The organism is Bradyrhizobium arachidis, from assembly GCF_024758505.1.
In the GTDB taxonomy this organism is placed as follows: domain Bacteria; phylum Pseudomonadota; class Alphaproteobacteria; order Rhizobiales; family Xanthobacteraceae; genus Bradyrhizobium; species Bradyrhizobium manausense_C.
Genome location: NZ_CP077970.1, coordinates 2,878,443 through 2,903,809, shown reverse-complemented (window position 1 = coordinate 2,903,809; position 25,367 = coordinate 2,878,443). Strand labels below are relative to the sequence as shown.

Annotated in this window: 19 protein-coding genes; 3 read left to right on the top strand and 16 right to left on the bottom strand. The window is 62.5% G+C overall.

Annotation, left to right across the window (positions count from 1 at the left end; all coding sequences use genetic code 11):
• Positions 1-2 precede the first annotated feature (2 nt).
• From acs to KUF59_RS12815, 14 genes are all read right to left on the bottom strand, one after another.
• Positions 3-1,970, bottom strand: a complete 1,968-nt coding sequence (acs, locus tag KUF59_RS12880) for an acetate--CoA ligase (RefSeq protein WP_258769534.1) — start codon at positions 1,968-1,970, stop codon at positions 3-5.
• Complete coding sequence (locus KUF59_RS12875) at positions 1,963-2,913, bottom strand: alpha/beta fold hydrolase (protein WP_258769533.1); 951 nt, start codon at positions 2,911-2,913, stop codon at positions 1,963-1,965. The genes acs and KUF59_RS12875 overlap by 8 nt, the downstream gene beginning before the upstream one ends.
• Positions 2,914-2,993: 80 nt before the next feature.
• Complete coding sequence (locus tag KUF59_RS12870; RefSeq protein WP_258769532.1) at positions 2,994-3,422, bottom strand: phasin family protein; 429 nt, start codon at positions 3,420-3,422, stop codon at positions 2,994-2,996.
• Positions 3,423-3,446: 24 nt separating this feature from the next.
• A complete protein-coding gene (locus KUF59_RS12865; protein ID WP_212457077.1) occupies positions 3,447-5,393 on the bottom strand; it encodes an acyl CoA:acetate/3-ketoacid CoA transferase in 1,947 nt (648 codons plus the stop codon).
• A 4-nt stretch (positions 5,394-5,397) separates the two neighbouring features.
• Complete coding sequence (gene phaC, locus KUF59_RS12860) at positions 5,398-6,495, bottom strand: class III poly(R)-hydroxyalkanoic acid synthase subunit PhaC (protein ID WP_408918094.1); 1,098 nt, start codon at positions 6,493-6,495, stop codon at positions 5,398-5,400.
• Positions 6,492-7,157 (bottom strand): poly(R)-hydroxyalkanoic acid synthase subunit PhaE, encoded by a 666-nt coding sequence (locus KUF59_RS12855; RefSeq protein ID WP_212457079.1) that lies wholly within the window; start codon positions 7,155-7,157, stop codon positions 6,492-6,494. The genes phaC and KUF59_RS12855 overlap by 4 nt, the downstream gene beginning before the upstream one ends.
• Positions 7,150-8,340, bottom strand: a complete 1,191-nt coding sequence (locus KUF59_RS12850) for an iron-containing alcohol dehydrogenase (RefSeq protein ID WP_258770008.1) — start codon at positions 8,338-8,340, stop codon at positions 7,150-7,152. Before KUF59_RS12850 ends, KUF59_RS12855 begins: the two co-directional genes overlap by 8 nt.
• Positions 8,341-8,385: 45 nt before the next feature.
• A complete protein-coding gene (locus tag KUF59_RS12845) occupies positions 8,386-9,771 on the bottom strand; it encodes an aldehyde dehydrogenase family protein (protein WP_258769531.1) in 1,386 nt (461 codons plus the stop codon).
• An 11-nt stretch (positions 9,772-9,782) separates the two neighbouring features.
• The gene (locus KUF59_RS12840; RefSeq protein WP_258769529.1) at positions 9,783-11,435 is read right to left on the bottom strand and encodes an acetolactate synthase large subunit; all 1,653 of its coding nucleotides are present in this window, start codon (positions 11,433-11,435) and stop codon (positions 9,783-9,785) included.
• Between the two features lie 28 nt (positions 11,436-11,463).
• Positions 11,464-12,489: an isocitrate/isopropylmalate dehydrogenase family protein gene (locus KUF59_RS12835; RefSeq protein WP_258769528.1), complete on the bottom strand. Its 1,026-nt coding sequence runs from the start codon at positions 12,487-12,489 to the stop codon at positions 11,464-11,466.
• A gap of 33 nt (positions 12,490-12,522) precedes the next feature.
• Positions 12,523-15,219: an aconitate hydratase AcnA gene (gene acnA / locus KUF59_RS12830; protein ID WP_258769527.1), complete on the bottom strand. Its 2,697-nt coding sequence runs from the start codon at positions 15,217-15,219 to the stop codon at positions 12,523-12,525.
• A gap of 61 nt (positions 15,220-15,280) precedes the next feature.
• Positions 15,281-16,684 carry a 2-hydroxycarboxylate transporter family protein gene (locus tag KUF59_RS12825; protein ID WP_258769526.1) on the bottom strand — a complete coding sequence of 468 codons (1,404 nt, stop codon included), beginning with the start codon at positions 16,682-16,684 and terminating at the stop codon, positions 15,281-15,283.
• 149 nt (positions 16,685-16,833) lie between these two features.
• On the bottom strand, positions 16,834-18,117 hold the full coding sequence (locus KUF59_RS12820) for a cation:dicarboxylate symporter family transporter (RefSeq protein ID WP_258770007.1): 1,284 nt from the start codon (positions 18,115-18,117) through the stop codon (positions 16,834-16,836).
• Between the two features lie 107 nt (positions 18,118-18,224).
• Positions 18,225-19,316: a 4-oxalomesaconate tautomerase gene (locus tag KUF59_RS12815; RefSeq protein WP_258769525.1), complete on the bottom strand. Its 1,092-nt coding sequence runs from the start codon at positions 19,314-19,316 to the stop codon at positions 18,225-18,227.
• A 113-nt stretch (positions 19,317-19,429) separates the two neighbouring features.
• Here KUF59_RS12815 and KUF59_RS12810 point away from each other — a divergent pair, with 113 nt between their 5' ends.
• Positions 19,430-20,323, top strand: a complete 894-nt coding sequence (locus tag KUF59_RS12810; RefSeq protein ID WP_212457087.1) for a LysR family transcriptional regulator — start codon at positions 19,430-19,432, stop codon at positions 20,321-20,323.
• 26 nt (positions 20,324-20,349) lie between these two features.
• On the opposite strand, the gene KUF59_RS12805 is transcribed toward KUF59_RS12810, so the two are convergent.
• Together KUF59_RS12805 and KUF59_RS12800 are read right to left on the bottom strand one after the other, a co-directional pair.
• On the bottom strand, positions 20,350-21,699 hold the full coding sequence (locus tag KUF59_RS12805; RefSeq protein WP_258769524.1) for an MFS transporter: 1,350 nt from the start codon (positions 21,697-21,699) through the stop codon (positions 20,350-20,352).
• Between the two features lie 127 nt (positions 21,700-21,826).
• Positions 21,827-22,894: an ABC transporter substrate-binding protein gene (locus tag KUF59_RS12800; protein ID WP_258769523.1), complete on the bottom strand. Its 1,068-nt coding sequence runs from the start codon at positions 22,892-22,894 to the stop codon at positions 21,827-21,829.
• A gap of 117 nt (positions 22,895-23,011) precedes the next feature.
• Between KUF59_RS12800 and KUF59_RS12795 the strand changes: the two genes are divergently transcribed.
• Both KUF59_RS12795 and KUF59_RS12790 read left to right on the top strand, forming a co-directional pair.
• Complete coding sequence (locus KUF59_RS12795) at positions 23,012-23,677, top strand: response regulator transcription factor (protein WP_212457090.1); 666 nt, start codon at positions 23,012-23,014, stop codon at positions 23,675-23,677.
• A complete protein-coding gene (locus KUF59_RS12790; protein ID WP_258769522.1) occupies positions 23,674-25,107 on the top strand; it encodes a sensor histidine kinase in 1,434 nt (477 codons plus the stop codon). The genes KUF59_RS12795 and KUF59_RS12790 overlap by 4 nt, the downstream gene beginning before the upstream one ends.
• The last annotated feature ends 260 nt before the right edge of the window (positions 25,108-25,367 follow it).

Genomic DNA, 25,367 nt, shown 5'->3' with positions numbered 1-25,367 from the left:
GCCTATCGCCGGTTCTGCCGGTTCTTGACGAGATCGTCGACGACGGCGGGATCGGCCAGGGTGGAGGTGTCGCCCAGGCTGCCCGGTTCGTCCTCGGCGATCTTGCGCAGGATGCGGCGCATGATCTTGCCGGAGCGGGTCTTTGGCAGCCCCGGGGCGAACTGGATCTGGTCGGGCGAGGCGATCGGGCCGATCTCCTTGCGCACGCAGGTCACCAGCTCCTTGCGCAGGTCCTCGCTCGGCTCGACGCCGGCCATCAGGGTCACATAGGCGTAGATGCCCTGGCCCTTGATGTCGTGCGGGAAGCCGACGACCGCGGCCTCCGACACCTTCTCATGCGCCACCAGCGCGCTCTCGACCTCGGCCGTGCCCATGCGGTGGCCGGAGACGTTGATGACGTCGTCGACGCGGCCGGTGATCCAGTAATAGCCGTCGGCATCGCGCCGGCAGCCGTCGCCGGTGAAGTATTTGCCCTTGTAGGTCGAGAAATAGGTCTGCTCGAAGCGGGCGTGATCGCCATAGACGGTGCGCATCATACCCGGCCAGGACCGCGTGAGGCAGAGATTGCCTGATGTCTCGCCATCCAGCACCTTGCCGTCAGCGTCGACGATTTCAGGCGTCACGCCGAAGAACGGCAGAGTCGCCGAGCCGGGCTTCAGCTTCGTCGCGCCCGGCAGCGGCGTAATCAAGATGCCGCCAGTCTCGGTCTGCCACCAGGTGTCGACGATCGGGCAACGGTCGTCGCCGACGACGTGGTGATACCATTCCCAAGCTTCCGGATTGATGGGCTCACCGACCGAGCCGAGCAGGCGCAGGGAGGCGCGCGAGGTCTTCTTCACGGGTTCGTCGCCCGACTGCATCAGCGCGCGGATCGCGGTCGGTGCGGTGTAGAAGGTGTTGACCTTGTGCTTGTCGATAACGTTCCAGAACCGCGAATTGTCCGGATAGTTCGGCACGCCTTCGAACATCAGCGTGGTCGCGCCGTTGGCGAGCGGCCCATAGACGATATAGCTGTGGCCGGTCACCCAGCCGACGTCGGCGGTGCACCAGTAGACGTCGCCGTCGTGATAGTCGAAGACGTATTGATGCGTCATCGAGGCATAGACGAGATAGCCGCCGGTGGTGTGCAGCACGCCCTTCGGCGTTCCGGTCGAGCCCGACGTGTAGAGGATGAACAGCGGATCCTCGGCGTGCATGTGCTCGGCGGGACATTCCGTCGTCACCATCGCCGCCGCCTCGTGATACCAGAGGTCGCGCGAGGGATTCATGTCGACCTTGCCGCCGGTGCGCTTGACCACGACGACCCAGTCGACGCCGTCGGATTTGGCGAGCGCGGCATCGACATTGGCCTTCAGCGGCACCTTCTTGCCGCCGCGCAGGCCTTCGTCGGCGGTGATGATGACCTTGGATTTACAGTCGTTGATGCGCTGGGCGAGGCTGTCAGGCGAGAAGCCGGCGAACACTACGGAGTGGATGGCGCCGATCCGCGCGCAGGCCAGCATCGCGTAGGCCGCCTCCGGGATCATCGGCAGATAGATCGTGACGCGGTCGCCCTTCTTGACGTTGCGAGTGCGCAGGATGTTCGCCATCCGGCACACCTCGTCGTGCAGCTCCTTGTAGGTGATGTGCTTGGACTGCGAGGGGTCGTCGCCTTCCCAGATGATCGCGGTCTGGTTGGCGCGCTTGGCAAGATGCCGGTCGATACAGTTCCAGGCGACGTTGAGGACCCCATCCTCGAACCATTTGATGGAGATGTTGCCGGGCGCGAAGGAGACGTTCTCGATTTTGGTCGGCGCCTTCATCCAGTCGATGCGCTTGGCCTGTTCCGCCCAGAAGCCGTTCGGGTCCGAGATCGAGCGAGCGTACATGTCCTTGTACTTGGCCTGGTCCACCCAGGCGCGTTTTGCCCACTCTGCCGGCACGTCGTAGATCTTCTCGGCGACGGGCGTGTCCTGGTTGCTGCTATCCATCTCGCTCTCCCAAACCGGACATCGTGTCCTTGAGCAGAAACTGCGCGACCACGTCGATCTGCTCCGCCGCCATCAGCGGCGGCACATGGCCGCAATCGTCGAACTGGAAGACGTTGGCCTTCGGATTGCGCTTGCGCATCTCGGCAGCGAGATCGAAAGACAGCAAATCCGACTGCTTGCCACGTAATACGAGCATCGGTACCTTGATCGCTTCCCAATAGGTCCAGAGGTTGAGCGGCTGAAACCATGGAAGCCGAAATCCCTTCGCGATAGCCGGGTCGTACAGCAGGGTGTGGCCCTGCCTGATATCGTCCCAGCCGACGCTGTGCGTGGTCAGATGACGCCAATGCGCATCATCGAGCTTGCCGTAGGGCGCGAGCACCGTACGGAAATACATCTCGGCCTCCTCGATTGTCTTGAACAGCGGCGGCGTGTTGCCGATGTACTTGCCGATCCGCTGCAACCCGGTCGACGACACGAACGGCCCGATGTCATTGATCACGAGCTTGCGTACGATGCTGCCGGAGAAGCCGGCCATGATCATGCCGATCAACCCGCCCAGCGACGTTCCGACCCAATCTACCTCGGTGACCCCAAGCCGCGCGATCAATGCATTCATGTCAGCACAATATTGCGGCAGCGCGTAATGGTCGGGATTGCCGATCCAGCCGCTGCGTCCGCGGCCCGGCAAATCCGGACAGATCACACGCCGGCCGGCGGCCACCAGCCGCTCCGCCAGATGATCGAAATCCCGACCCTGCCGCGTCAACCCGTGAACGCAGACAATCGGCCGCTTGTCGTCGAGCGGTCCCCAATCGGCATAGGCCAGCCGATGGAATCCGGACGGCGACAGACCGAGCACGACAGCTTCTCGATCCGGCTGCCGGGGTTTCGACCTCCCGCCGTCGAGCCCATCCATTACCTTGTCAGTCGCTTCAAACATCTCACTGCTCTGGTGAAGTCTCGCGGGTACGTCCGGGCCCGTCGCGGCGATGCTGCGGCCGACACGACACGATCCAGGCGCTATTTCTTGCTCTGACCCGAGAAGAACGCCGTTCGCATCTGCTCGAAATCCTCGGTCATCCGCTGCTTCACCACGTTGAAGACCTCGGTGTTCGACTTGACGGTCATTTCCGCAAGCTCGCGCGTGCTCGCCAGCGCGGTCTCGAACGCCTTGCGGGCGAACTCGCCCTGCTGCTGGCTCGACAGCTTCATGTCTCGCAGCGCCGTTGTGAGTTGCTCCGAAGTGGCGCGCAGAATCTCCAATTGACGCTGCGAGATCGCGGCGGCGCCTTCCGCGGTCAGTTGCGAGGCCTTTGACATGGCCTCGACATTCTTGCGGTGGCTCTCCATCAGCGTGTCGATGTCCACGCCGGGAATCTTGAAGGTCTCCGCCAACTTGGCAAGCTGCTCTTTCATCGCCTTCGTGGCGGCTTCGATCTGCTCGGTCATCGCGTGCTCCCTTGGTTGATCGCTTCAGGCGTTCTCTTTCCGCTGGCTTCGTGCGAACGCCTGCGCCTCGGCCCCGGTCTCGAAAATGTGCGGCGCGACGTGACGCTCGGTGAGCCCTTCCCCGAGCTTGAGGCGCATGAACGCGCTGGTCGTGTACCGCGAGGCGGAGCTGTAATAGCGCTGCTCGAGATAGGCGATCATCGAGAAATAGGTGTCGCTGACCATCGGCTCCAGATGGAATCCGTCATAGTTCGCGACCAGCGCGACCGGCTTGCCGACGGCGCGGCAGGCGCGCTCGACCTCTCTGCGGACCAGATCGACATCCTCGACAGTTTTAACGTCGAACCCCTCGAAATTGACGAACAGCGTGTTGCGTTCGGCGTCGTAACTGATCCGGTCGGTGAGGCTGCGGCCGAGCAACATATGGTCCAGGCCCATCGGCCCTTCGCGGAATATCCGGAGGTCCATGATGCGAACGTTGCGGATCACCGGGCTGAACTCCATTTGGCCGAGAATGTCGTGATCGATGTCGATGCCGGGTGCCACCTCGATCAGCTCGACACCGGCAGGCGTTCGCTGCAGGACGCAACGCTCGGTGACATAGAACACCGGTTGTCCAGTCTCGGCGGCATGGTCGCCGCTGAAGGTAATCTGCTGAACCGCGGCGACAAACTTCTTCGCTGCCCCTTCCCGCAGGATATGTAGCGCGCCGTCTTCGACCGCGACTTTCAGCCCGCCGCTGGTGAACGTTCCCGCAAACACCAGCTTCTTCGAGCTTTGCGAGATGTTGATGAAGCCGCCGGCGCCCGCCAGCCGCTTGCCGAAGCAACTGACATTGACGTTGCCGGCGCTATCCGCCTGCGCCATGCCGAGACAGGCCAGATCGAGCCCGCCGCCGTCGTAGAAGTCGAATTGTTGGTTCTGGTGAATGACCGCATCCGGATTGAGCGCGGTGCCGAAATTGAGCCCGCCTTGCGGCATGCCGCCGATGATGCCGGGCTCGGCGGTCAGCGTCAGGAATTTCAGCATGTGCTCTTCGGCGGCGACCGCTGCCACGCCTTCGGGCATGCCGATCCCGAGATTGACCACGCCACCGGGCGGCAGCTCGAACGCGCAACGCCGTGCAATGATCTTGCGCTCGTCGAGCTCGAGCGGCTTGACCCGATCCATCGGCACCCGCTGCCGGCCGGAAAATGCATGGCTATAAGTCGCGCCATAGGTCTGGACATGGTTGGTGGGGTCGGCGACCACGACACAGTCGACAAGGATGCCGGGAATCTGGACCTCGCGCGGGTTGAGCGAACTGCTGGCGGCAATGCGCTCGACCTGGACGATCACGAAGCCGCGCGAATTCTTCGCCGCCATCGCCATCGCCAGATTGTCGAGCGTCAGCGCTTCGCGTTCCATGGTGATGTTCCCCGCCGGATCCGCGGTGGTGCCGCGCAGCAGCGCCACGTTGATCGGGAAGGATTTGTAGCGAAGCCAGTCCTCGTCATCGATCCGCATCAACTCGACGAGATCCTCGGTCGTGCTCTCGTTGAGCTTGCCGCCCTGCAGGCGAGGATCGACGAACGTCTTCAGGCCGACTTTGGAGATCACACCGGGCCCGCCCGCGGCGATGTTGCGATAGAGATGCGAGATGCAGCCGAGCGGCAGGTTGTAGGCTTCGATGCGGTTGACCAGCGCGAGCTCACCGAGCTTCGGCACCAGCGCCCAATGGCCGCCAACTACGCGCTTCAGCAGACCGGCATGGGCGAGGCGGTTGAGGCCACGATCCCCGGCATCGCCGGGCGCGGCCGCGAACATCAGCGTCAGGTCGGCCGGGTGGCGGGTTTCGCGAAAGCGCTTCTCCAGCGCGATCAATAGCTCGTCGGGCGTCCCGATGCCCACGAACCCCGACGTGCAGACCGTATCGCGATCGCGGATGATGGCGATCGCCTCCTCGGCAGAAACGATCTTGTCCTTGGTCATCGCATCAATCCCTGGCCGAGAGCCACTCCGAGATGCCCTTGCTCAGCGTCCCCTGCGACTTGCTGGAGACGAACAATCCGACATGGCCACCCGGCAACTCGATCTCCGAATAGTCCGTGGTCCCGACGTGGTCGCCCAGCGCGCGCGAGCAAGTCGGCGGGATAATGTGGTCGTTGAGCGCGAACACGTTGAGGACCGGCGCGGTCAACTTCGAGAGATCGACGCGCCGCCCCGATAGAACGAATTCGCCTTTCACGAGCTTGTTGTCCTGATAGAGATCCTTCAGCCATTGCTTGGCGGCCTCGCCGGGATGAGCGGGACGATCGGCCAGCCACTTCTCCATGCGCAGGAAGTTCTTCAGCTTGGCTTCATCGTCGAAGACGTCGATCAGGTCGACATTATATTTGGTCAGTGAGCGCATCGGCGTCATCAGGGAGAACACCGAGCTCATGAACTCGCCCGGAAGTCCACCGTAGGTATCGACCAGACGGTCGACATCGGCGCGATCGAGGCTCCGGGTCCAGAGATTGAGGAAGCCGTGGTGGGTGTCGGGATCGTCGCGGTCGGCGTGAAAGTCGATCGGCGTGATCGTGAGCACGAGCCCCTTCACCTTGTCCGGATGCAGCGCGGCGTAGCAGGTCGTGAACACGCCGCCTTCGCAGATGCCGAGCAGCGTGATCTGGTCGTGACCGGTCTCGCGGCAAACCCGCTCCACGGCGGCGTGGATATAGTCGTCGACATAATCGTCGATCGTCAGCCATCGCTCGGTGCGGTTGGGCTGGCCCCAATCGACCAGCCAGAGATCGAGCCCCTGCGACAGCAGGCTCCGGACCAGCGAACGGTCCTCCTGGAGATCGGCCATGGTGTAGCGGCCGATCAGGCCATAGGCGAGCAGCACCGGCGTCTTGACCTTCTGCTCAGCCAGCGGCGCGTAGCGAAACAGCTCGACCTTGTCGCGGCGCATCACGAGCGTCTTCGGCGTCGCACCGACGTCGACATCCTCGTCCTTGATGGTCGACAACAGCTTGCCGGCCTTGAGCATCTTGTCGGTCAACTCTGCGAACGCCCCGGTCGCGTTCCAGTTCGGCTTCTCGCTGCTCATGCGTCACCTTGCGATGCCGGTTCGCCGACCCGGCGTTCGAGCGCCCGCACCTCGCGCCGTAGTTCGGTAAGCTGGCGCGTCACCTCGTCGAAATCCCGCTGCGTCGGAACCCCCAGCGTGGCCGAAATAGTGTCCGCGACCTCGGACTGCCGGGCGCGGAATTCGGTCGCCGCCTGGAGCAACTGCTTCTGCGCGAGCAGAAACTCTTCCGTGCGCTGGTTGGCGATCAGCTCTTCATTGGCCAGTTGATTCCATGCGCCGAGATGCTCGCGCCAGCCGGCATCCCTGAGCTTGTCGCCGGAAGACGGCTTCGCGCTGAATTGTTCCGCAGCCCGCATCCAGGGCTTCGAGGCCACGACGTGATAGGCCGCAAGCTTGCTCTGCAGCTCGCCCCAGGCCGCCGCCATGCCGGCGAGCTTGCGATCGAAATCGAGCACGTCGGCGAGACGCGGCCCCTTGGCCATCCGCTCGATGGTTTCGGCGAGGTCGTTGCCGGCGCCCATGCCGAAGCCGCTCTCGGCCGCGCGCTTCATGATGAAGGGCAGCATCGAGTTCGACCAGTTCTCGCCGACCCCGGCGGCGGCGCCGGCCATCGCGCGCCAGGATTCCATCCACTGCGCGGCGATCGGCCCGAACGGATTGGCCTGCGTCTCGTCAGCCATGGGAGGCCTGCACATAGCGGTTGCTGCCGTCGTCGAAGGCGGCGCTGTAGATCGCGTAGGCGTCCTCCAGCGTTAGCTCCCGGGGATTGTTGATCAGCAGGCGCGTCTGCTTCATGGCGTCCTCGGCGAGCTTCTTGAGATCGTCGCGCCCGATCCCGACCGCCGCCAGCGACGCCGGCACCTGGCAGTCACGGCCGATCGACGTCATCTCGTCGATGAACGCCCGCGCCTTTTCCGCCTGACTGCCGCGCAGGCCGGGCTTCACGATCTCGGCGAGCTCCGCATAGAGTGGCTCGGCCGCCTGAAGGTTGAACTCCAGCACGTGACGCAGCACCAGCGCGTTCGACAGGCCATGCGGCACGTGGAAGATCGCGCCGATCGGATAGGCCAGTGCATGGACAGCCGCGACCGGCGCATTGGCGAAGGCCATGCCGGCGAGCATCGACCCCAACAGCATCTGCGCGCGCGCCTCGAGGTCGCTACCATTCTGACAGACGCGCCGCACATTCGCCGACAGCAACCCCAACGCCTGCCGCGCCAGCTGGTCGGACATCGGGTTCTTCTTGACCTTGCTGGTATAGGCTTCGATCGCATGCACCATCGCGTCGATGCCGGTCGCGGCGGTGACGGGGGCCGGAAGGCCGAGCGTCAATTCCGGATCGAGGATCGCCCAGTCCGGGATCAGCACCGGCGAGACCACGCCCTTCTTCTCCGCGGTCGGCGTGGTGACGATGGCGATCGGCGTCACTTCCGATCCCGTGCCGGCCGTGGTCGGCGCCAGCAGCAGCGGCAACCGCTTTCCTTTCGCAAGGCCGACACCGTAGATGTCATCGAGGCGATCAGGTGTCCTGGCGAGGTATGCGACGAGCTTCGCGGTATCGAGCGCGCTGCCGCCGCCGATCGACAGCACCAGTTCGACTTGGTCGGCCTGACAAGCCGCGACCGCGGCCTCCACGACATGTGAAGGAGGATCGGCGACGACCTCGTCGAAGACGCTGACCTTGATGCCAGCCGACGCCAGCGAAGCCTCGGCACTCCTAGTGAGGCCCGCCCCGCGCACGCCCTTGTCGGTCACCAGCATGACGCGCCTGGCGCCATAGCCCGCCACCAGTTCGTCGATCTTCCGCGAGGCTCCCGGCTCGAACAGAATGTTCGATGGCGCCTGAAAGGTGAATCGTCCGATCATGTTCCCGCTCCTCGTCCTGTCGTGGCACTGCGTGCAACCGGCTCACGCCCGCCGATGCAGCACCACCATCTTTTCCTGTGTCATGTCGCGCATGGTGTGGGGAATGCCGCCGACGCCGTAGCCGGCCTCGCGCCGTCCGGCGAATGGCATCCAGTCGGTCCGGAACGTCGTGGGGTCGTTGATCATGACGGCGGATGCATCCAGCCGCTCGCTGGCGCGCAGCGCCACGTCGATGTCGTTGCTGAACACGCAGGCCTGAAACGGAACGCGCAGCGAATTCGCCTGCGTGATCGCCTCGTCCAGATGCGCATAGCGATAGACGCAGACGACTGGACCGAACACCTCTTCGCGCGACACTTTTGCGTCGAACGGCGGCTCCAGCAGAACTGTCGGCTGCAGGGTGGTGTCGGACAAGCGCTCCCCGCCGATCGCCCGCTTCGTGCCGGCAGCCACCGCCTCGTCGATCCAGCTCTTGATGCGGTCGATCTCCTTCGGATGGATCAATGGCCCCACCTCCGTCTCGGGAGAAGTGGGATCGCCGGTCCGAAGTTTGGCGACGCGGGCGACCAGGCGTTCGTTGAATTCATCGAAGATCGCCTCGTGCACGTAAATGCGCTGGGTCGACACGCAGACCTGCCCCGCATGGTAGAAGCCGCCCTTCACCAGCGGCTCGATGATCCGATCGAGATCGGCGCTGCGGTCGACGATCGCGGGTGCGACCCCGCCATGCTCGAGCGCCGAGCGGGTGCCATGCGCAAGCTTGCTGTGCAGCCGCCAGCCGACGCTGGCGGAGCCGATGAAACTCAGGAAGCTGATACGCGGATCGCAAGCCAGTTGTTCGGCGAGCGCCGAGCCGCGGGGAATGAAGGTTTGGCACCACGCCTCGGGCAGGCTGGCTTCGTGCAGCAGCGCGATGAAATCGCGGCAACTCAGCGGCGTCGCGCTTGCGGGCTTGACGATGACGGGGCAGCCGACGGCAATCGCCGGCGCCACCTGATGCACGATCAGATTGAGCGGGTGGTTGAACGCCGAGATAGCGAACACGACACCGATCGGCTCGCGCGTCGTGAACGCCCAGCGCTTGGCGGAGGCAGCCGTCAATCCCATCGGGATCTCGCGGCCGGAAAAATTCCGCAACTCGTCGGCGGCACAATGCAGGCCGTCGATGGCGCGCGTGACCTCGACGATCGCATCCGTCAGCGGCTTGCCGCCCTCGCGCGCGATCTGATGCGCGAAATGATCGCGCCGCTTGTCAAGCAGGCCGGCCGCCCGCCGCAACACCGCCGCGCGCGCGTGCGGCGCCAGCCAGCCATCGCGGTCACCGAAGGCGCGAAGTGCGGCTTGCAGCTTCGCTTCCATGGCGTCCGCATCGTCGACCGGAACCTCGGCAAACGGAGCCCGGTCGAACGCCTGCACGACCTGCAACATCGCTTCTCTCGTCAGCTCGGTTCGACGCCGAGCTTGCGATTGCGCAGCTCATTGACCAGAACCCTTGTGTTCTCGGAATAGTCGATCGCAACGTCGACGAGATGGACGCCGCCTCCCTTGAAGGCCGCCTCCAGCGTCGGCAGCAGCTTATCGACTGAGGTGACGCGAGAGCCCTTGGCACCATAGGACTCCGCATAGCGCACAAAGTCGGGATTGCCGAACGTCAGGCCGAAATCCGGGAAGGCATCGACCGCCTGCTTCCAGCGGATCATGCCGTAAGCGCCGTCATTCAAGATCAAAACCACTAGGTTGAGCTTGAGCCGGACCGCCGTCTCGAGCTCCTGGCTGTTCATCATGAAGCCGCCGTCGCCGCAGATCGCCATCACGCGGCGTTCGGGATAAAGCATCGCCGCCATCATCGCTGACGGCAGGCCGGCGCCCATGGTGGCAAGCGCATTGTCGAGCAACAGCGTGTTGGCGACATAGGTGCGGTAGTTGCGCGCAAACCAGATCTTGTACATGCCGTTGTCGAGCGCGACGATACCGTTCTCGGGAATCACCTGACGGATATCGTGCACCAGCCGTTGCGGCGTCACTGGCCAACGGCTTTCGGTAGCGCGATCCGCTATCCGGCCGAGAATGCCCTCACGCAGCGGCAACAATGCCTTGGCATTCGGCAGCCTTCCCTCGACCCTGTCAGCGAGCAATTCGAGGCTCGGGCCGACGTCGCCGACAACTTCGGCGTCCGGGAAGTAAACCTGCTCCACGGTCGCCGGCGTATAGCTGACATGGATCACCTGTGGCCCCTTCGGACCCATGATGAAGGGCGGCTTTTCCACGGTGTCGTGGCCGATGGCGATGATCAAATCGGCCTGGTCTATCGCCTCATGAACATAGTCGCGCTCGGACAGCGCCGCCGTACCCATATAGAGATTGGTGCCGCCGGGAACCGTGCCCTTGCCCATCTGCGTGGTGAAGAAGGGAATACCGGTACGGCGGACGAAGCCGGCGATGCCGAAGGTCGACCGCGGACGGCTGGCGGCCGCGGCGAGCATGATCAGCGGCTTCTTCGCCGCCAGGATCATCTCGGCGGCACGGTCGAGCGCCTCGCGGTGGGCCACCGGAATTTCAATCGGATGGATCGGCACCATCGATACCGGTTCGACCTCATCGCCGGCGATATCCTCGGGCAGCTCGAGCAGGACTGGACCGGGCCGCTCTTCCATCGCAACACGGAAGGCATCGCGTACCAGCGTCGGGATGCTCGCCGCGCTGACGATCTGGCGGGACAGTTTTGTCAAAGGCTTCATCGACGCGATCACATCGACGATCTGGAAGCGCGCCTGCCGGCTGCTCATGATCGCCTTCTGGCCAGTGATCAGCACCATCGGCATCGCACCGAGATGGGCGTAAGCCGCGCCGGTCGAGAAGTTCAGCGCGCCGGGACCAAGGGTCGAGATGCACACGCCGGGCCGACCGGTGAGCCTTCCATGCGTCGCCGCCATGAACGCAGCGGCCTGCTCGTGACGGGTCAGTACCAGTTGTATCTTCGAATTGCGCAGGGACTCGACGACGTCGAGGTTTTCCTCGCCCGGCACGCCGAAGATCCGATCGACGCCTTCGTGCTCCAATGCCTGCACCAAAAGGTCTGAGCCTTTTACCATCTTCTTACTCCATAACTTCTTCGACAAATCACGCCGTGAGGCGCTTGATGACGGCGCCGGCGAAATCCGAGGTCGACGTTTTGCCGCCGAGATCGGCGGTTCTGATATTGTCGACCTGCAGCGTCTGCTCGATCGCCGTGCGCAGCCGGCTGGCCAGATCCTCCTTGCCGACATGCTTGAGCATTAGTGCGGCCGCGAGCAGTAGCGCCAGCGGATTGGCAATTCCCTTGCCCGCAATGTCCGGAGCCGAGCCGTGCACTGCTTCAAAGATCGCAGCCTTCGATCCGATATTGGCGCCCGGCGCCATACCGAGGCCGCCGACTAAGCCGGACATCTGGTCGGACAGGATGTCGCCGAACAGGTTGGTCGTGACGATGACATCGAACTGCCAGGGGTTCATCACGAGCTGCATGGCACAGGCATCGACGATGCGATCGTCCATCGCGACGCGGCCCTCATACTCCTTGGCGATCTCGCGGCCGGCCTGCAGGAACAGCCCGGTCAGCGCCTTCAGCACATTGGCCTTGTGCACCACGGTGACCTTCTTGCGGCCATGGGCCAGCGCGTATTCGAAGGCGAAGCGGACGATGCGCCGCGCCTCGGCATGCGTATTGACGCCCGAGGAGATCGCGACCGCATGCGGATCGTCGCCGACCGCGATGAAGTGCTCGAACGCCACATAGAGGCCTTCGATATTCTCGCGGATCAGCACGAGGTCGATGTCCTCATAGCGGCCGCCGGGCACCATGGTCTTCACCGGGCGGAGATTGGCGTACAGCTCGAATTCTTCGCGCAGGCGGACGTTGACCGAGCGGAAGCCGCCGCCGACCGGCGTCGTCAGCGGTCCCTTGAGGGCAAGCTTGGTGCGGCGGATGCTGTCGACTAGCGCGCCCGGCAGCGGGTCGCCGGACTTGTCGACGCCGGCCATGCCGCCCTGCTGCACGTCCCATTCGAACGGCGAGCCCAACGCATCGAGGATGCGGGTCACCGCCGCGGTGATCTCAGGGCCGATCCCGTCGCCGGGTATCAAGGTCGCCGGAATTTTTTCTGACATGCTGGTATCCCCTGTCCTGATTGTGCTCAGAGATCACGCCGCAAGCTGGCGCAGCACGTAGGGCAGGATGCCGCCGTGCTTGTAGTAGTTGAGCTCATCGAGCGTATCGATGCGGCAGGTCAGCGGGACCTGCTTCACGGAACCATCCGCCATCGTGATGTCGATGGTGATGCGCCGGCCCGGCGAGATATCCGTCAGCCCCTTGATCGAGACCTGCTCGGCGCCGGTCAAGCCAAGGGTCTTCCACGACGTGCCCTCATCGAACACGAAGGGCAGGATGCCCATGCCCACCAGATTGGAGCGATGGATGCGCTCGAAGCTCTGCGCGATCACGGCGCGGACGCCGAGCAGCTTGGTGCCCTTTGCAGCCCAATCGCGCGAGGATCCGTTGCCATATTCGACGCCCGCAAAGATCACGAGGGGGACTTTCTCGCGCTCGTAGCGCATGGCCGCATCGAAGATCGGCATCCGCTCTCCGGACGGCTGATGCACGGCCCAGCCGCCTTCGGGCGTAGCGCCGTCCTCGCCCTTCACCGCAAAATTCTTGATGCGGATGTTGGCGAAGGTGCCGCGCACCATCACCTCATGATTGCCGCGCCTTGTGCCGTATTGGTTGAAATCCTCCTGCCGCACCTGCCGGCCGCGCAGGAAATCACCGGCCGGCGATGACGCCTTGATCGAGCCTGCCGGAGAGATGTGGTCGGTCGTGATCTTGTCGCCGAACAGACCCAGGATGCGTGCGCCGACAATGTCGCCGGTCGGCGCGGGCGTCATGGTCATGCCCTCAAAATAGGGCGGGTTCTGCACATAGGTCGAGGACATGTTCCAGCGATAGGTCAGGCCGGTTGCGACCTTGACCGCCTTCCAGTTGGCATCGCCTTCGAACACGTCTGCGTATTTGGTCTCGAACAACGCACGCGTGATATTGTCGTGAATGAACTGCTCGATTTCGGCGTTCGAAGGCCAGATATCCTTGAGGTAGACGGGCACGCCATCCGAACCCATGCCCAGCGGCTCGTTGACGAGATCGACCTGCAGCGAACCGGCCAGCGCGTAGGCGACGACCAGCGGCGGCGAGGCCAGGTAGTTCGCCTGTACGTCGGGCGAAACGCGCCCTTCGAAATTGCGGTTGCCGGAGAGCACCGCGACGCCGATGACGCCATTGTCGTTGATCGACTTCGAAATCTCCCTGGGCAGCGGGCCCGAATTGCCGATGCAGGTTGTGCAGCCAAAGCCTACGAGATAGAAGCCGAGCGCATCGAGATCCTTCTGCAAGCCGGACTTTTCGAGATACTCCGCGACCACCTGCGAGCCCGGCGCGAGCGACGTCTTGACCCAGGGCTTGGCGGTGAGCCCCTTGCGCGCTGCGTTGCGCGCCAGCAGGCCCGCACCGATCAGCACCGACGGGTTAGACGTGTTGGTGCAGGAGGTGATCGCCGCGATCACGACATGGCCGTGGCCGAGCCTAAACTCCTTGTCCTCGACCGCGAACTGCTTGGCGGCCTGGCCCTGCTTGCCGTACTCGCTTTCGAGCACGGTGAGGAAGTTGGTCTTGGCAATGGAAAGGCCGAGCCGCCCCTCCGGCCGCTTCGGACCTGCGAGCGACGGCACGACGTCGTCGAGATTCAGCTCCAGCGTATCGGTGAAAACGGCATCCGCCATGCCCGGCGTCCGGAACAGGCCCTGCGCCTTGGAGTAAGCCTCGACCAGCACGATGCGGTCGCTCGCGCGGCCGGAGAGATTCAAATAGTTCAGCGTTTCCCCGTCGACGGGGAAAAAGCCGCAGGTCGCGCCGTATTCGGGAGCCATATTGCTGATGGTGGCGCGGTCGGCCAAGGTCATATGGTCGAGGCCGGGACCGTAGAACTCGACGAACTTGCCGACCACGCCCTTCTTGCGCAGCATCTGAGTCACAGTGAGCACAAGGTCGGTCGCCACCACGCCCTCGCGCAGCTTGCCGACCAGCTTGAAGCCGATCACCTCCGGCACCAGCATCGAGAGCGGCTGCCCCAGCATCGCGGCCTCGGCTTCGATGCCGCCGACGCCCCAGCCCAGAACGGCAAGTCCGTTGGCCATGGTCGTGTGGCTGTCGGTGCCCACCAGCGTATCGGGATAGGCGTAGGTCTTGCCGTCGCGCTCGGCGGTCCAGACCGTCTGCGCCAGGTATTCGAGATTGACCTGGTGGCAGATGCCGGTACCCGGCGGTACCACGCGGAAATTGGCAAAGGCGCTTTGCCCCCATTTCAGGAAGTTGTAGCGCTCGCCGTTCTGCTCGTACTCGCGGGTGACGTTGTCGTGCAGCGCCTGCGCATTGCCGAAATGATCGACCACGACGGAGTGGTCGATCACGAGGTCGACCGGCACCAGCGGATTGATCTTGGAGGGATCGCCGCCGAGCTTCTCCATCCCATCGCGCATCGCCGCGAGATCGACCACGGCGGGCACACCGGTGAAATCCTGCATCAGCACGCGCGCCGGGCGAAAGCCGATCTCGGCGCCGGCCGATCCGCGATCGTCGGTCCACTTCGCCAGCGCCTCGATATTGGCGCGCGTCACGGACTGGCCGTCCTCAAACCGCAGCAGGTTCTCCAGTAGGACCTTGAGCGAGAACGGCAGGCGGGACACGCCGGCAAGACCGTTCTTCTCGGCGTCGGGCAGCGAGAAGTAGGTGTAGGCCTGGCCACCGACGATCAGCGTCTTGCGGCATTTGAAGCTGTCGAGACTGCTCATGGGCAAGCGATCCTTTCACGCGGATGGTTTTGAACGGGCATCGGATTGATCTTCGGAAGCGTCACTTGAGATAGCCCATGATGATCAGCACCGCCGTGACGGTGATCGCACCACCGATGCGAGTCGCGATCTGCGCGAACGGCATCAACTGCATGCGGTTGGCCGCGGTCAGGATCGCGACGTCGCCGGTGCCGCCCTGTCCGCTATGGCAGGCGTTTACGATCGCGGTCTCGATCGGGTACATGTTCATGAACTTGCCGACTGCGAACCCGGTCGCCATGATCGTGACAACCGTCGACATGATCGTGACGATGTTGGCGAAGTGGAACGCGGCGACCAGCTTGTCCCACGGCGTCAGCGCGACGCCGATCGCGAACAGCAGCGGATAGGTCATGTTGGTACGAACGAATTCGTAGACCACCATGCCGCCCTGCTGCAGCTCCGGCGACACCGCACGGCTGAGTTTGGCCAGCACCGCCAGGAACAGCATCGCCACCGGCGCCGGCAGACCGAACATGTGGTGGCAGAGCACGCCAAGCAGATAGAGCGTGATCGCGGTGAGGCCCGCGGCGGCGATCGTGCTGACACCGACATGGCCGACGCCCTGCTCCTTGCCGCCTTCCTCGTGCACCGCATGGATGTCAAGCTCGTCATCGCCGTGCGGCTGCAGCCGGCCCTCGCCGGTGAGATGCGGATATTTCTTGCCGACGAAATTGAGCGCACCGGACAGCAGGATGGCCGTCAGGCTTCCCAGCATCACCGGCGGCAGGACCTGGGCGAACACCTCGCCCTGCGGCACGCCGGTCAACGCGGCATAGCCGATCGACAGCGGGATCGCGCCCTCGCCGACGCCGCCGGCCATGATCGGAACCACGACGTAGAAGAACGTGTGCTTGGCACCGAGGCCGAGCGCCGTGCCAACGAGAGTACCGACGATCGCGGCAGCAATCGAACCGACCACGAGCGGCACAAAAATCTTCAGGAAACCGCGGATCAGCACCTCGCGGTCCATCGCAAATATGCTGCCCACGATGATCGAAGCGATGAAGAGATAGAGAAAGTTGGTCGATTTGGTGAAGTCGATGATCGACTTTTCAACTTGCGCCGGGATCAGGTGATAGAATGCCAGCGCCGAGGGAATAAAAGTTGCGAAAATCGCGCCGGCGCCGATGCTGCGCAGCACCGGAATTCGCTTTCCGAGCTCGGCGCAGGTGAAGCCGCCGAGCACCAGCACGACGATCATGGTCGGGCCGTCCGACTTGATCTCACCGGTATAGACCAGCGCCGCGACCAGCACGACGAGCAAAGCATAGATCGGGACCGGGATGATGCCGATCCGGATATCAGTCAGACGCCACCAGCCCTCGGGCCAGAACCGCCGGCTGACATCCGGCGTATCCACCTTGACTGCTCCGGGCGTGCTTTCACGATGCGAGGCAATCCCGCCTGCGTCTTGCGCCGACATGTCCGCAATCCTCCCTTTGATTTTATTTGCAAGGAGTAGACCGAGCCCACGCCCCGCAAGGGCGGGCGCAGTGCGAACGTCTTCCAAGTCTTGTTGTTGGGAGGCAGGATAGGTCACGCAACCTGTCAACAACCTGTCACGCACGTCACTCAAGCGGCTTGAACTCCCTGGGGAATCGGGTCCGTCACCGCGACATAACCTCCGTCCAGTTCCCGCTTGAGAACGGCCTTGTCGCAGGCGCCTTCCCAGATCGCCACCACGACGCACGCGACGGCGTTGCTGCAGAGGCTCGTTAACGCCCGCGCTTCGGACATGAAGCGATCAATTCCGGCGATGATGACGACGCCAGCCACAGGAACGGTATCCGGCATTGCCGCCAACGTTGCGACCAGCGCCGCGAAACCGCTGCCCGTTACGCCCGCAGCGCCTTTTGATGTCAGCAGCATCACGAAGATCATCGAGAGGATCTGCCATTGCGTGAGCTGGATATCCATCGCCTGGGCCAGGAACACCGACGCCAGCGTCAAATAGATCGCCGTGCCGTCGAGATTGAACGAATATCCAAGCGGGAGCGTCAGACCGACGGCGCCCTTGCTGCAGCCGAGCTTCTCAAGCTTGTAAAGCATCGCCGGCAGGACTGGTTCCGTGGACGACGTGCCAAGAACGACGAGCAGCTCCTCCCTGATATAGCGAAGCAGCTTCCACAGACTGAATCCGTGAAGTCGCGTCAGCACGGCCAGCACCACGAACACAAAGAAAAGACTGGCAACGTAGAACGTCACGATCAGAAGCCCGAGATTGCCGACGGATTTGATGCCGTTCTTGGCAATGATGAATGCGATTGCACCGAAGGCACCGAACGGCGCGAGCTTCATCAGGAAGCCGAACGCCGTGAAAAGCGCGGCCGAGAATGATTCCAGCCCGCCCAGAAAGGCCTTGCCGGCATTGCCCGCACGGCGAAGCCCGAAGCCGGTGATGATGGCGATGAACAGGACCGGCAGGACTTCGCCTTCGGCGAACGGCGTGAAGAAGCTCTGCGGGATGATATGAAGCAACACGTCGATGTAATCGAGCGGCTTCGCATTCTTTGCGTAGCGAGCAACTTCGCTGGGATCGATGGACGACGCGGGAATGTGCATGCCTGCGCCCGGCTTGATGACTTCGACAGCCACAAGCCCTGTGGCCAAGGCAATGATGGTGAGCACATAGAACAGGGCCATCGCCTTCAACAGCGTCTTGCCTATGCTCTGATCTCCGCCCACCGTGGCAATGCCGATGACGATGGTACAGAACACGACGGGGACGATCATCATCTTGACGATCTTGATGAAAGCGTCGCCCATCGGCTTGAACAGCACGGCGAAATCGGGAGCGAAATGCCCGAGGGCGACGCCCAGGATGACGCCAAATAGAACCTGGAAGTACAGCTGCATGTAGAAGGGCTTGGGCGGCGCCGCTCCATGCGCGGTCGATGTGACGATCATCAGGCGTCTCCCTACGAATTGGTTTGATTGCTTCTTGTTATTGTCGTTGTCGGTCTTTACGCAGCCGCGTTCGATGCAAGAAGCGACGCCTTGACCAGGACGTGCCCTTCGAATAGTCGCCGCGCGGTTCGCACGACGTAAGCTGCCGGCTCGGCGTAGTCGGGGTGGCGATCGAGCGTGACGTCGAGACGCCCGAATGGATGCTCAAGACCGAGCTTCGCAGGCAGCGGGTGGTCCCCGGCGATCGCGTGAGCCAGCGTGCCAGGCGTCACCGCCGCAGTCGCCACCGCAACTGAACCGGTAATCGCAAGCGCCGTGTGGCACGAATGCGGCATGAAATAGCGAGTGCTCAATGTTCCGCCGTTTGCGGGCGGCGCGATCAACACGGGCTTCGGAATGACTCGGTCCGCAGCATCCGGAATGCCCATCAGTTTGCCGGCTTCAATCCGCAGGGCTTCGAGACGCCGCATGAAATCCGGATCGGCATTAAAGTCAGCCGGGGTCTCGTAACCGGTCTTGCTCAGGTCGGAGGCGCGGATGAGCACGACGGGCATGGCGGCATCGACGCACGAAACCTCGATGCCATCTATCCGGTTAATCGGACGGCCGGTCGGCAGCAGCTTGCCTGTCTTCGATCCGGCAGCGCCGAGAAATGCGAGGTGCACTGGGGCAGCCGTGCCCGGGACGCCATCGATCGAAACGTCGCCGTCGTAGACGACCTGGCGACCCGGCGTCGCAACCTTGGCTTCAATCAATCTGCCGGTGTTGACGTTGAAGATGCGCACGCGCGTCACGCCATCCCGCGCCGCTACAAGGCCTGCTTCGATGGCAAACGGCCCAACACCGGCGAGCATGTTGCCGCAATTCGGCGAAGTATCGACGACGCGCTGCTCAACCTTCACCTGGGCAAACAGGTAGTCGACATCGACTCCCGGAAGCCGCGACGGGCTGACGATCGCCACCTTGCTGGTCAGGGGATGCCCGCCGCCGATCCCGTCGATCTCGAGCAGATTGCCGGACCCCATGGCAGAAATCAGGATTCTGTCACGCGCCTCGGTTTCATCGGGAAGATCTGACGCAATGAAATACGGCCCTTTTGAAGTTCCTCCACGCATCAATACGCACGGAATACGAATCAAATCGGGCAAAATACTTCCTCCACTGACGCATTACTTGAGTTGTACTTATTTTTACTTCGGCTATTACGATAAAATGCGGCTCGGACATTGTCCAATGTCCTTTTTTGCTCTATCGATGCGTCATGCGCATCAACTTCGAGCTGCTCGACATTCGAGCCTTTCTTGCGATCTACGACCTCCGTAACTTCCATCTTGCGGCGGAAGCGGTGGGCCTATCGCAGCCAGCGCTGTCGCGCCGAATTCAGGCTCTCGAGGCGTCCCTCGGCGCGCCGTTACTCGAGCGATCACGGCGAGGCGTTTCACCGACCACCATCGGACGTGAACTCGAGCCGCTGTTGCGCCGTGTCATCAGCGATCTGGAATCGTCGATCCTTGCATCCGGCGACATGGGGCCAAGGCAGCACGGACGCATCACCATCGCGTCGATACCGACGGCAGCGATCGATTTCCTGCCGCGGGTGATCGATGAATTCAACCACACCTATCCCAACATCCGGTTTCGCATTCTCGATCTGTCTTCGAACGAGGGGCTCGAAGCCGTCGTATCCGGAGAGGCCGAGTTTGGAATCAACATGTTGGGATCGACGCACCCGGACATCCTGCTGACGCCGCTGATGATTGATCCCTTCGTGCTGGTGTGCCGCCGCGATCATCCACTGGCGCAACATACGACCGTGTCATGGGCCGAAGTCACCGAGCATCGCCTGATTGGTGTGAGCCGCGAGAGCGGAAACCGCATTGTCCTCGACAACGCGCTTGCCCAGAACAAAATTCAAATTCGGTGGACCTATGAGGTCAATCACGTCTCGACGGCAATGGGAATGACGGATAGAGGCCTCGGCGCGTCGATCCTGCCCTTGCTGGCGGCTCCATTGGAATCAAATCAGAACATTACGGCCGTGCCGATCATTGAGCCGAAGATTGCAAGAACCATTGGTTTGCTTCAACGACGCGGGGCCCACCTGTCGACGGCCGCGCGGGCTTTTCGCGACCGGCTGATTTCAAAGATGGCCTAAAGACATCTCAAGTACCGGGTAGCTCCCTAGCCAGCGCGCGCCTCCGCCCGAACTGCCGGTTCGGGGGCCCGTCTTTGATTTCGTCCAAGCAGTAGAACTGTGATGGCTCCTGCGGCTGTCAGTAGTGCGAGTGGGAGCAGCGACAGCGGGAAACTTCCCGTCTGGTCCTTGATCAAGCCAAGCAGCGACGTCGCCCCTCCGGTTCCCAAGTGCGAAATCGTGTTGATCGCCGCGATGCCGCTTGCGGCTGTCGCGGGCGAGAGTATCTCCGTAGATAAAGCCCAGAACGGACCCTTGATCGCGTAGTTGCCGATCAGCACCAACGTCAGGAGCAACATCGTGACCGTCAGTGACGACGTAAGGTTTGTGGCAAAGAGACAGAGCGCGGTCAGAGCAAGCGGCAAAGCGGTGTTCAAATAGCGCTCGCCGTTCTTGTCTGCTCGCATCCCCCACAGAATCATGAAGACGGAGGCAATTCCGAAGGGGATCATGTTCAGAAAGCCGGTCTGCAAGTTCGTCAACCCAAACGACTTGAGGATTTGCGGCTGCCAGAGCGACAATGCATTGCTCGTAGCAGAGCTGCCGGCATAGATTAGGGCAAGAGCCCAAATATAAGGATTTGACAGAACCTTCCAGAGCGGCAGATGCCCGACGGCGGTCGATCGCGTCCGGCTCTCGTACTCGAGGCGGCCTTGCAGCCACTCGCTTTCCTCACGCGTCAGCCATTTGGCCTCGGCCGGGCGGCTCGGCAGGACAAAGAAGATCGCCACGCCCAAGAGCACTGCAGGCACCGCTTCGACGATGAAGAGCCATTGCCAACCATGCAAGCCCCACGCACCGTCCAGCTCGAGCAGTGCCGCCGAGAGAGGAGAGCCCACAAAGCTCGAGACCGGAATGGCGACCATGAAGGTAGCCACCACACGCGCGCGATAGCGAGACGGAAACCAGTAGGTGAGATAGAGAATCACGCCGGGAAAAAATCCGGCTTCTGCGGCGCCGAGAAGAAAGCGGCTCAAATAGAACGTGTTGGGTCCGACGATGAAAGCCGTTCCAATCCCGACCAACCCCCATGTGATCATGATACGCGCGATCCAGAGCCGGGCGCCCACCTTTTCCATCGCAAGGTTGCTCGGCACCTCGAACAGGACATAGGCGACAAAGAACAGCCCGCCACCTACGCCGAACATCGCCTGGGTAAGACCAACGTCCTTGTTCATGGTGAGCGCGGCAAAGCCGGCATTCACCCTGTCAACATAGGCGATGAAGTAACAGAGCATGAGAAAGGGGAGCAGCCGCCACATCACCTTGCGCATGGTTTCGGCTTCGACGGCCGATGGCGGTTCTAGCGGCGCTGAAGAAACGCTTAAACTGGCCATGGCCCATCCTCCTGGTTGCAAGCCCGTACGCGAACGGGCCTTGCGAGCGTCTTCCCTGATTTTCTTTGGGAAGCAGGATAGGTCGCCTAACCTGTCAACAAGCTGTCATCTCCTTCGATTGCGCCGTTCAGCGCTCCTGAAGGAACTTTTTCCAATCCTTCAAGAAGCGCTCGCGCTTGGCCTGATCGAGATAGGTCAGGAGATCGATGCTGAGCGCGATCGGCCGCGCCGCAATCTTCGCGTCGGCAGAGCCGGGAACTGTCGGCTTCATGTCCTCACGAACCGAACCGAGTGAATGGCGGGCCAACAACGCCTGGCCGCTGCGCGACAGCAGAAAATCGACGAAGCGCCTGGCCAGCTCCGGCTGTTGCGCTGACTGCGGGATCAGCGCGATTCTCGACAGCAACAATGTATAATCGCTAGGAAAGACGATGCCGATATCCTGATCGCGCTTGGCGCGCTCCAGCGCATATGAACCAAGCACGTTATAGGCCAGCACCAGCTCGCCGCTACTCACCCGATCGATCATGGGACCAGATGAAGAGTAGAGCTTGACCTTTGCGCGTCCCATCGCCGCCACCAGCTTCCAGGTCTGCGCCGTGACGCGCACATCCTGGGTGATGAACAGGAGCCCCGTTCCGCTCAGCTCGGGATCGTAAGTTGCGATCTTGCCCTGAAACACCGGCAGATGATCCGTCAGCAGGCGCAACAATTCCGCATGATCTTTCGGAACCTGGCCCTCGCGCAGAAGCCGCTTGTTGTAGACGATCACCACAGGCTCGGCCGTAACGCCATAAGCGCGATCCTTCCACCGCGCCCAGCCAAAGATCCCGTCGGCCTCGGCCGAGTGGTATTCAGCCGCATATCCGTCATTGGCGAGCTTGATCTGGAGGTCCATCGACGAACTCCATACGACGTCGGCCGCGCCTTTTGTCCCGGAGGATTTCACGACCTGGTCGAACAGATCGGTGGATAGAACCTTGGAATACTCCACGGCAACACTTGGGTTCAGCTTCGTGAACTCGGAGACCAGGTCGGCGGCTTCGGACAGATCCGTCGTCGTCTTGACGACGAGGCTGACCTGCGGCCGACCCGTTTCTGCGTTCTGGCCTGTGCCGGGCTCTTGGGCAAAGGCCAGGGCGCCAAGGAAAACGTAGGCCGCAAGCCCGAAGATGCCGGCGAGCGGACAGTACACGGGCAGAGCTGAACGAGACGGTCGCATAGGCGATGCGCAATCTTTTGACGTCGTGATACATCTGAACTTACATTGCCGCGTTTGGCAACGCCCTGCCCCAACTCGAGGACCATCGTCTTGCGTATCCTGATTGTCGAGGATGATACGTCTCTGGTGAGCGGGCTGAAGAAGGCGCTGTCACCTGCCGGCTTTGCGGTCGATCATGAGATCAGCGGCGCGGCGGCGATCGAGATCGTGCCTTCCGAAGCCTACTCGCTGATTGTGCTCGATCTGGGCTTGCCTGACCTACCGGGCCAGGAGGTGTTGCGCCGGTTGCGCGGCAACGGTTGCAAAGTCCCGATACTCATCCTCACCGCGCTGGGAGAGGTGAAGGACAAGGTCAAGTGCCTCAATCTCGGCGCCGACGATTATCTCACCAAGCCGTTCGACCTCGACGAATTCGAGGCTCGGGTAAAGGCGCTTGTGCGGCGCGGCAAGGGACGCCCCGATCCGATTTTGCGATGCGGATCCCTGTCGCTCGAAACGTCTACCGCGACTGCATCGATCGAGGACAAGCCGTTGACGCTGCGCAGGCGTGAAGTCACGGTCCTCGAAATCCTGATGTCGCAGGCGGGCCGCCTCGTGCGCAAGGAGCGACTGATTTCGGAGGTCTTCGGCTTCGACGAGCCGGTCGCACCCAACGCGATCGAACTCTACATCGCGCGTCTGCGGCAAAAGCTCGGCCCGAACGGACCAAAAATCAAGACGGTGCGCGGCCTCGGCTACCTGATGGAGGACAGGTGACACCAGGAAAAGCCCCTTCGCTGCGCCGCGCGCTGCTTCTCAATCTGCTCATTCCGACCAGCATGCTCGCTGCCGCGCTTGGACTTGCCGGCTTGCTGTTGATCCACAAGACCATCGAAACGGCTTACGACCGCGTGCTTGACGGCTCCGTAAAGGCGATCGCCGAACGGATTGCCGTCGAGGACGGTGAAATCTCGGTTGATCTGCCGCAAGTCGCGCTCGGGATGCTGGAGACCAGAGCCAACGACAGCGTCTACTACAATGTGTCCTACGATCAGACGCTCGTCACGGGCTATCAGGATTTGCCGCTTGCAGACGCGGCCGCGATTCCGGTGGGCACGATCAAGCATCTCAATTCGCTTTACAGGGGAACGGAGGTACGCGTTGCGGCCATGACTCAGGCTGCCTACGGCAAGTCGCTGCCGGTCCTGATCGAAGTCGCCGAAACGACGAACGGAAGAGCGACAGCGCGGCGTGAGCTCCTGCTCGCGCTGGTGGCGTTGGAAATCGGCATCATCGCCACGGCTGCCGTTCTGGTCTGGTTTGCTGTCCGGCGTGGCCTTTCGCCGCTGGTGGACCTCGGACGCGAAATCGACGCGCGCCAATTCGGAACGGGCGCGAACCTTCAACGCCTCGACCTCGAAAACATTCCCCTGGAAGCGCACCCGCCCGTGCGCGCGATGAACGAACTGTTCGCCCGCCTCGATGCGGCGATCCAGGTCATCCGGGACTTCATTGCGGACGCTTCGCATCAAATGAAGACGCCGCTCGCTTCGCTACGCGTCCACCTGGCACTGCTGCAGCGCGATTCCGGACATTTGCCGGGAAATGTCGAGAACATCGCCGAGATCGAGAGATCGACGAAGCATCTGGATCGACTGGTCGCCCAGCTCATCGCGATGGCCCGCGCGGAGCAAGCCGCCGTCGCCGAGCCACGTATCGATGCCGCATTCAGCGATCTGGTCACGAATACGAGCGAAGCCGTCGGAACCATGGCTCCGTTCGCTGCGGCGAAGAATGTCGAATTGGCATTTGAGCCTGAGGTCGATCGCGCTCCCGTCAACGCCGAGCCCTCGATGCTGCACGACATACTGACCAACCTGATCGACAATGCGATACGGTACAATCACGACGGCGGGTCCGTTGTCGTCGGCGTCTTCGCAGGCAACGGTCGATATGGTGTGAAGATCGCCGATGACGGACCGGGCATTGCGCCTGAACATCGTGAGCGCGTGTTCGACCGGTTCTACCGTATTCCGGCAGCCAATCGCCCGGCCGGCTCCGGGCTTGGGCTTTCCATCGTCCGCACGTTGCTGCGGCAGGACGCTGGCACGATCGAGCTCACGGAGGGTATCGGCGGTCGCGGTCTGACGGTCACGGTCAGCTTCGCCGCGACAAATCTGCACCTTCAGGCACGTCAGCGGATGTGAACCCAGCTTGGGCAGGAGCTGGGCTTCCGCAGTGGCACTTCCGTTTTGCCCCCGACTAGCCATGCGCCGATCAGAGCGACGACAAAGGCTCATGAACCGGTGTTTCTCTGGACACCCGACGGTGTGCCAGCCATCGGGGAGGTCTCGAGCCTGCCGGCTTGATATTGGCCGCGGGCTTCAGCGGACACGGCTTTGGTATCGGCCCCAAGGCCATCGGATGCAGCAGCGCAAACTGTCGACAATCCTGGCATTTCGGCATC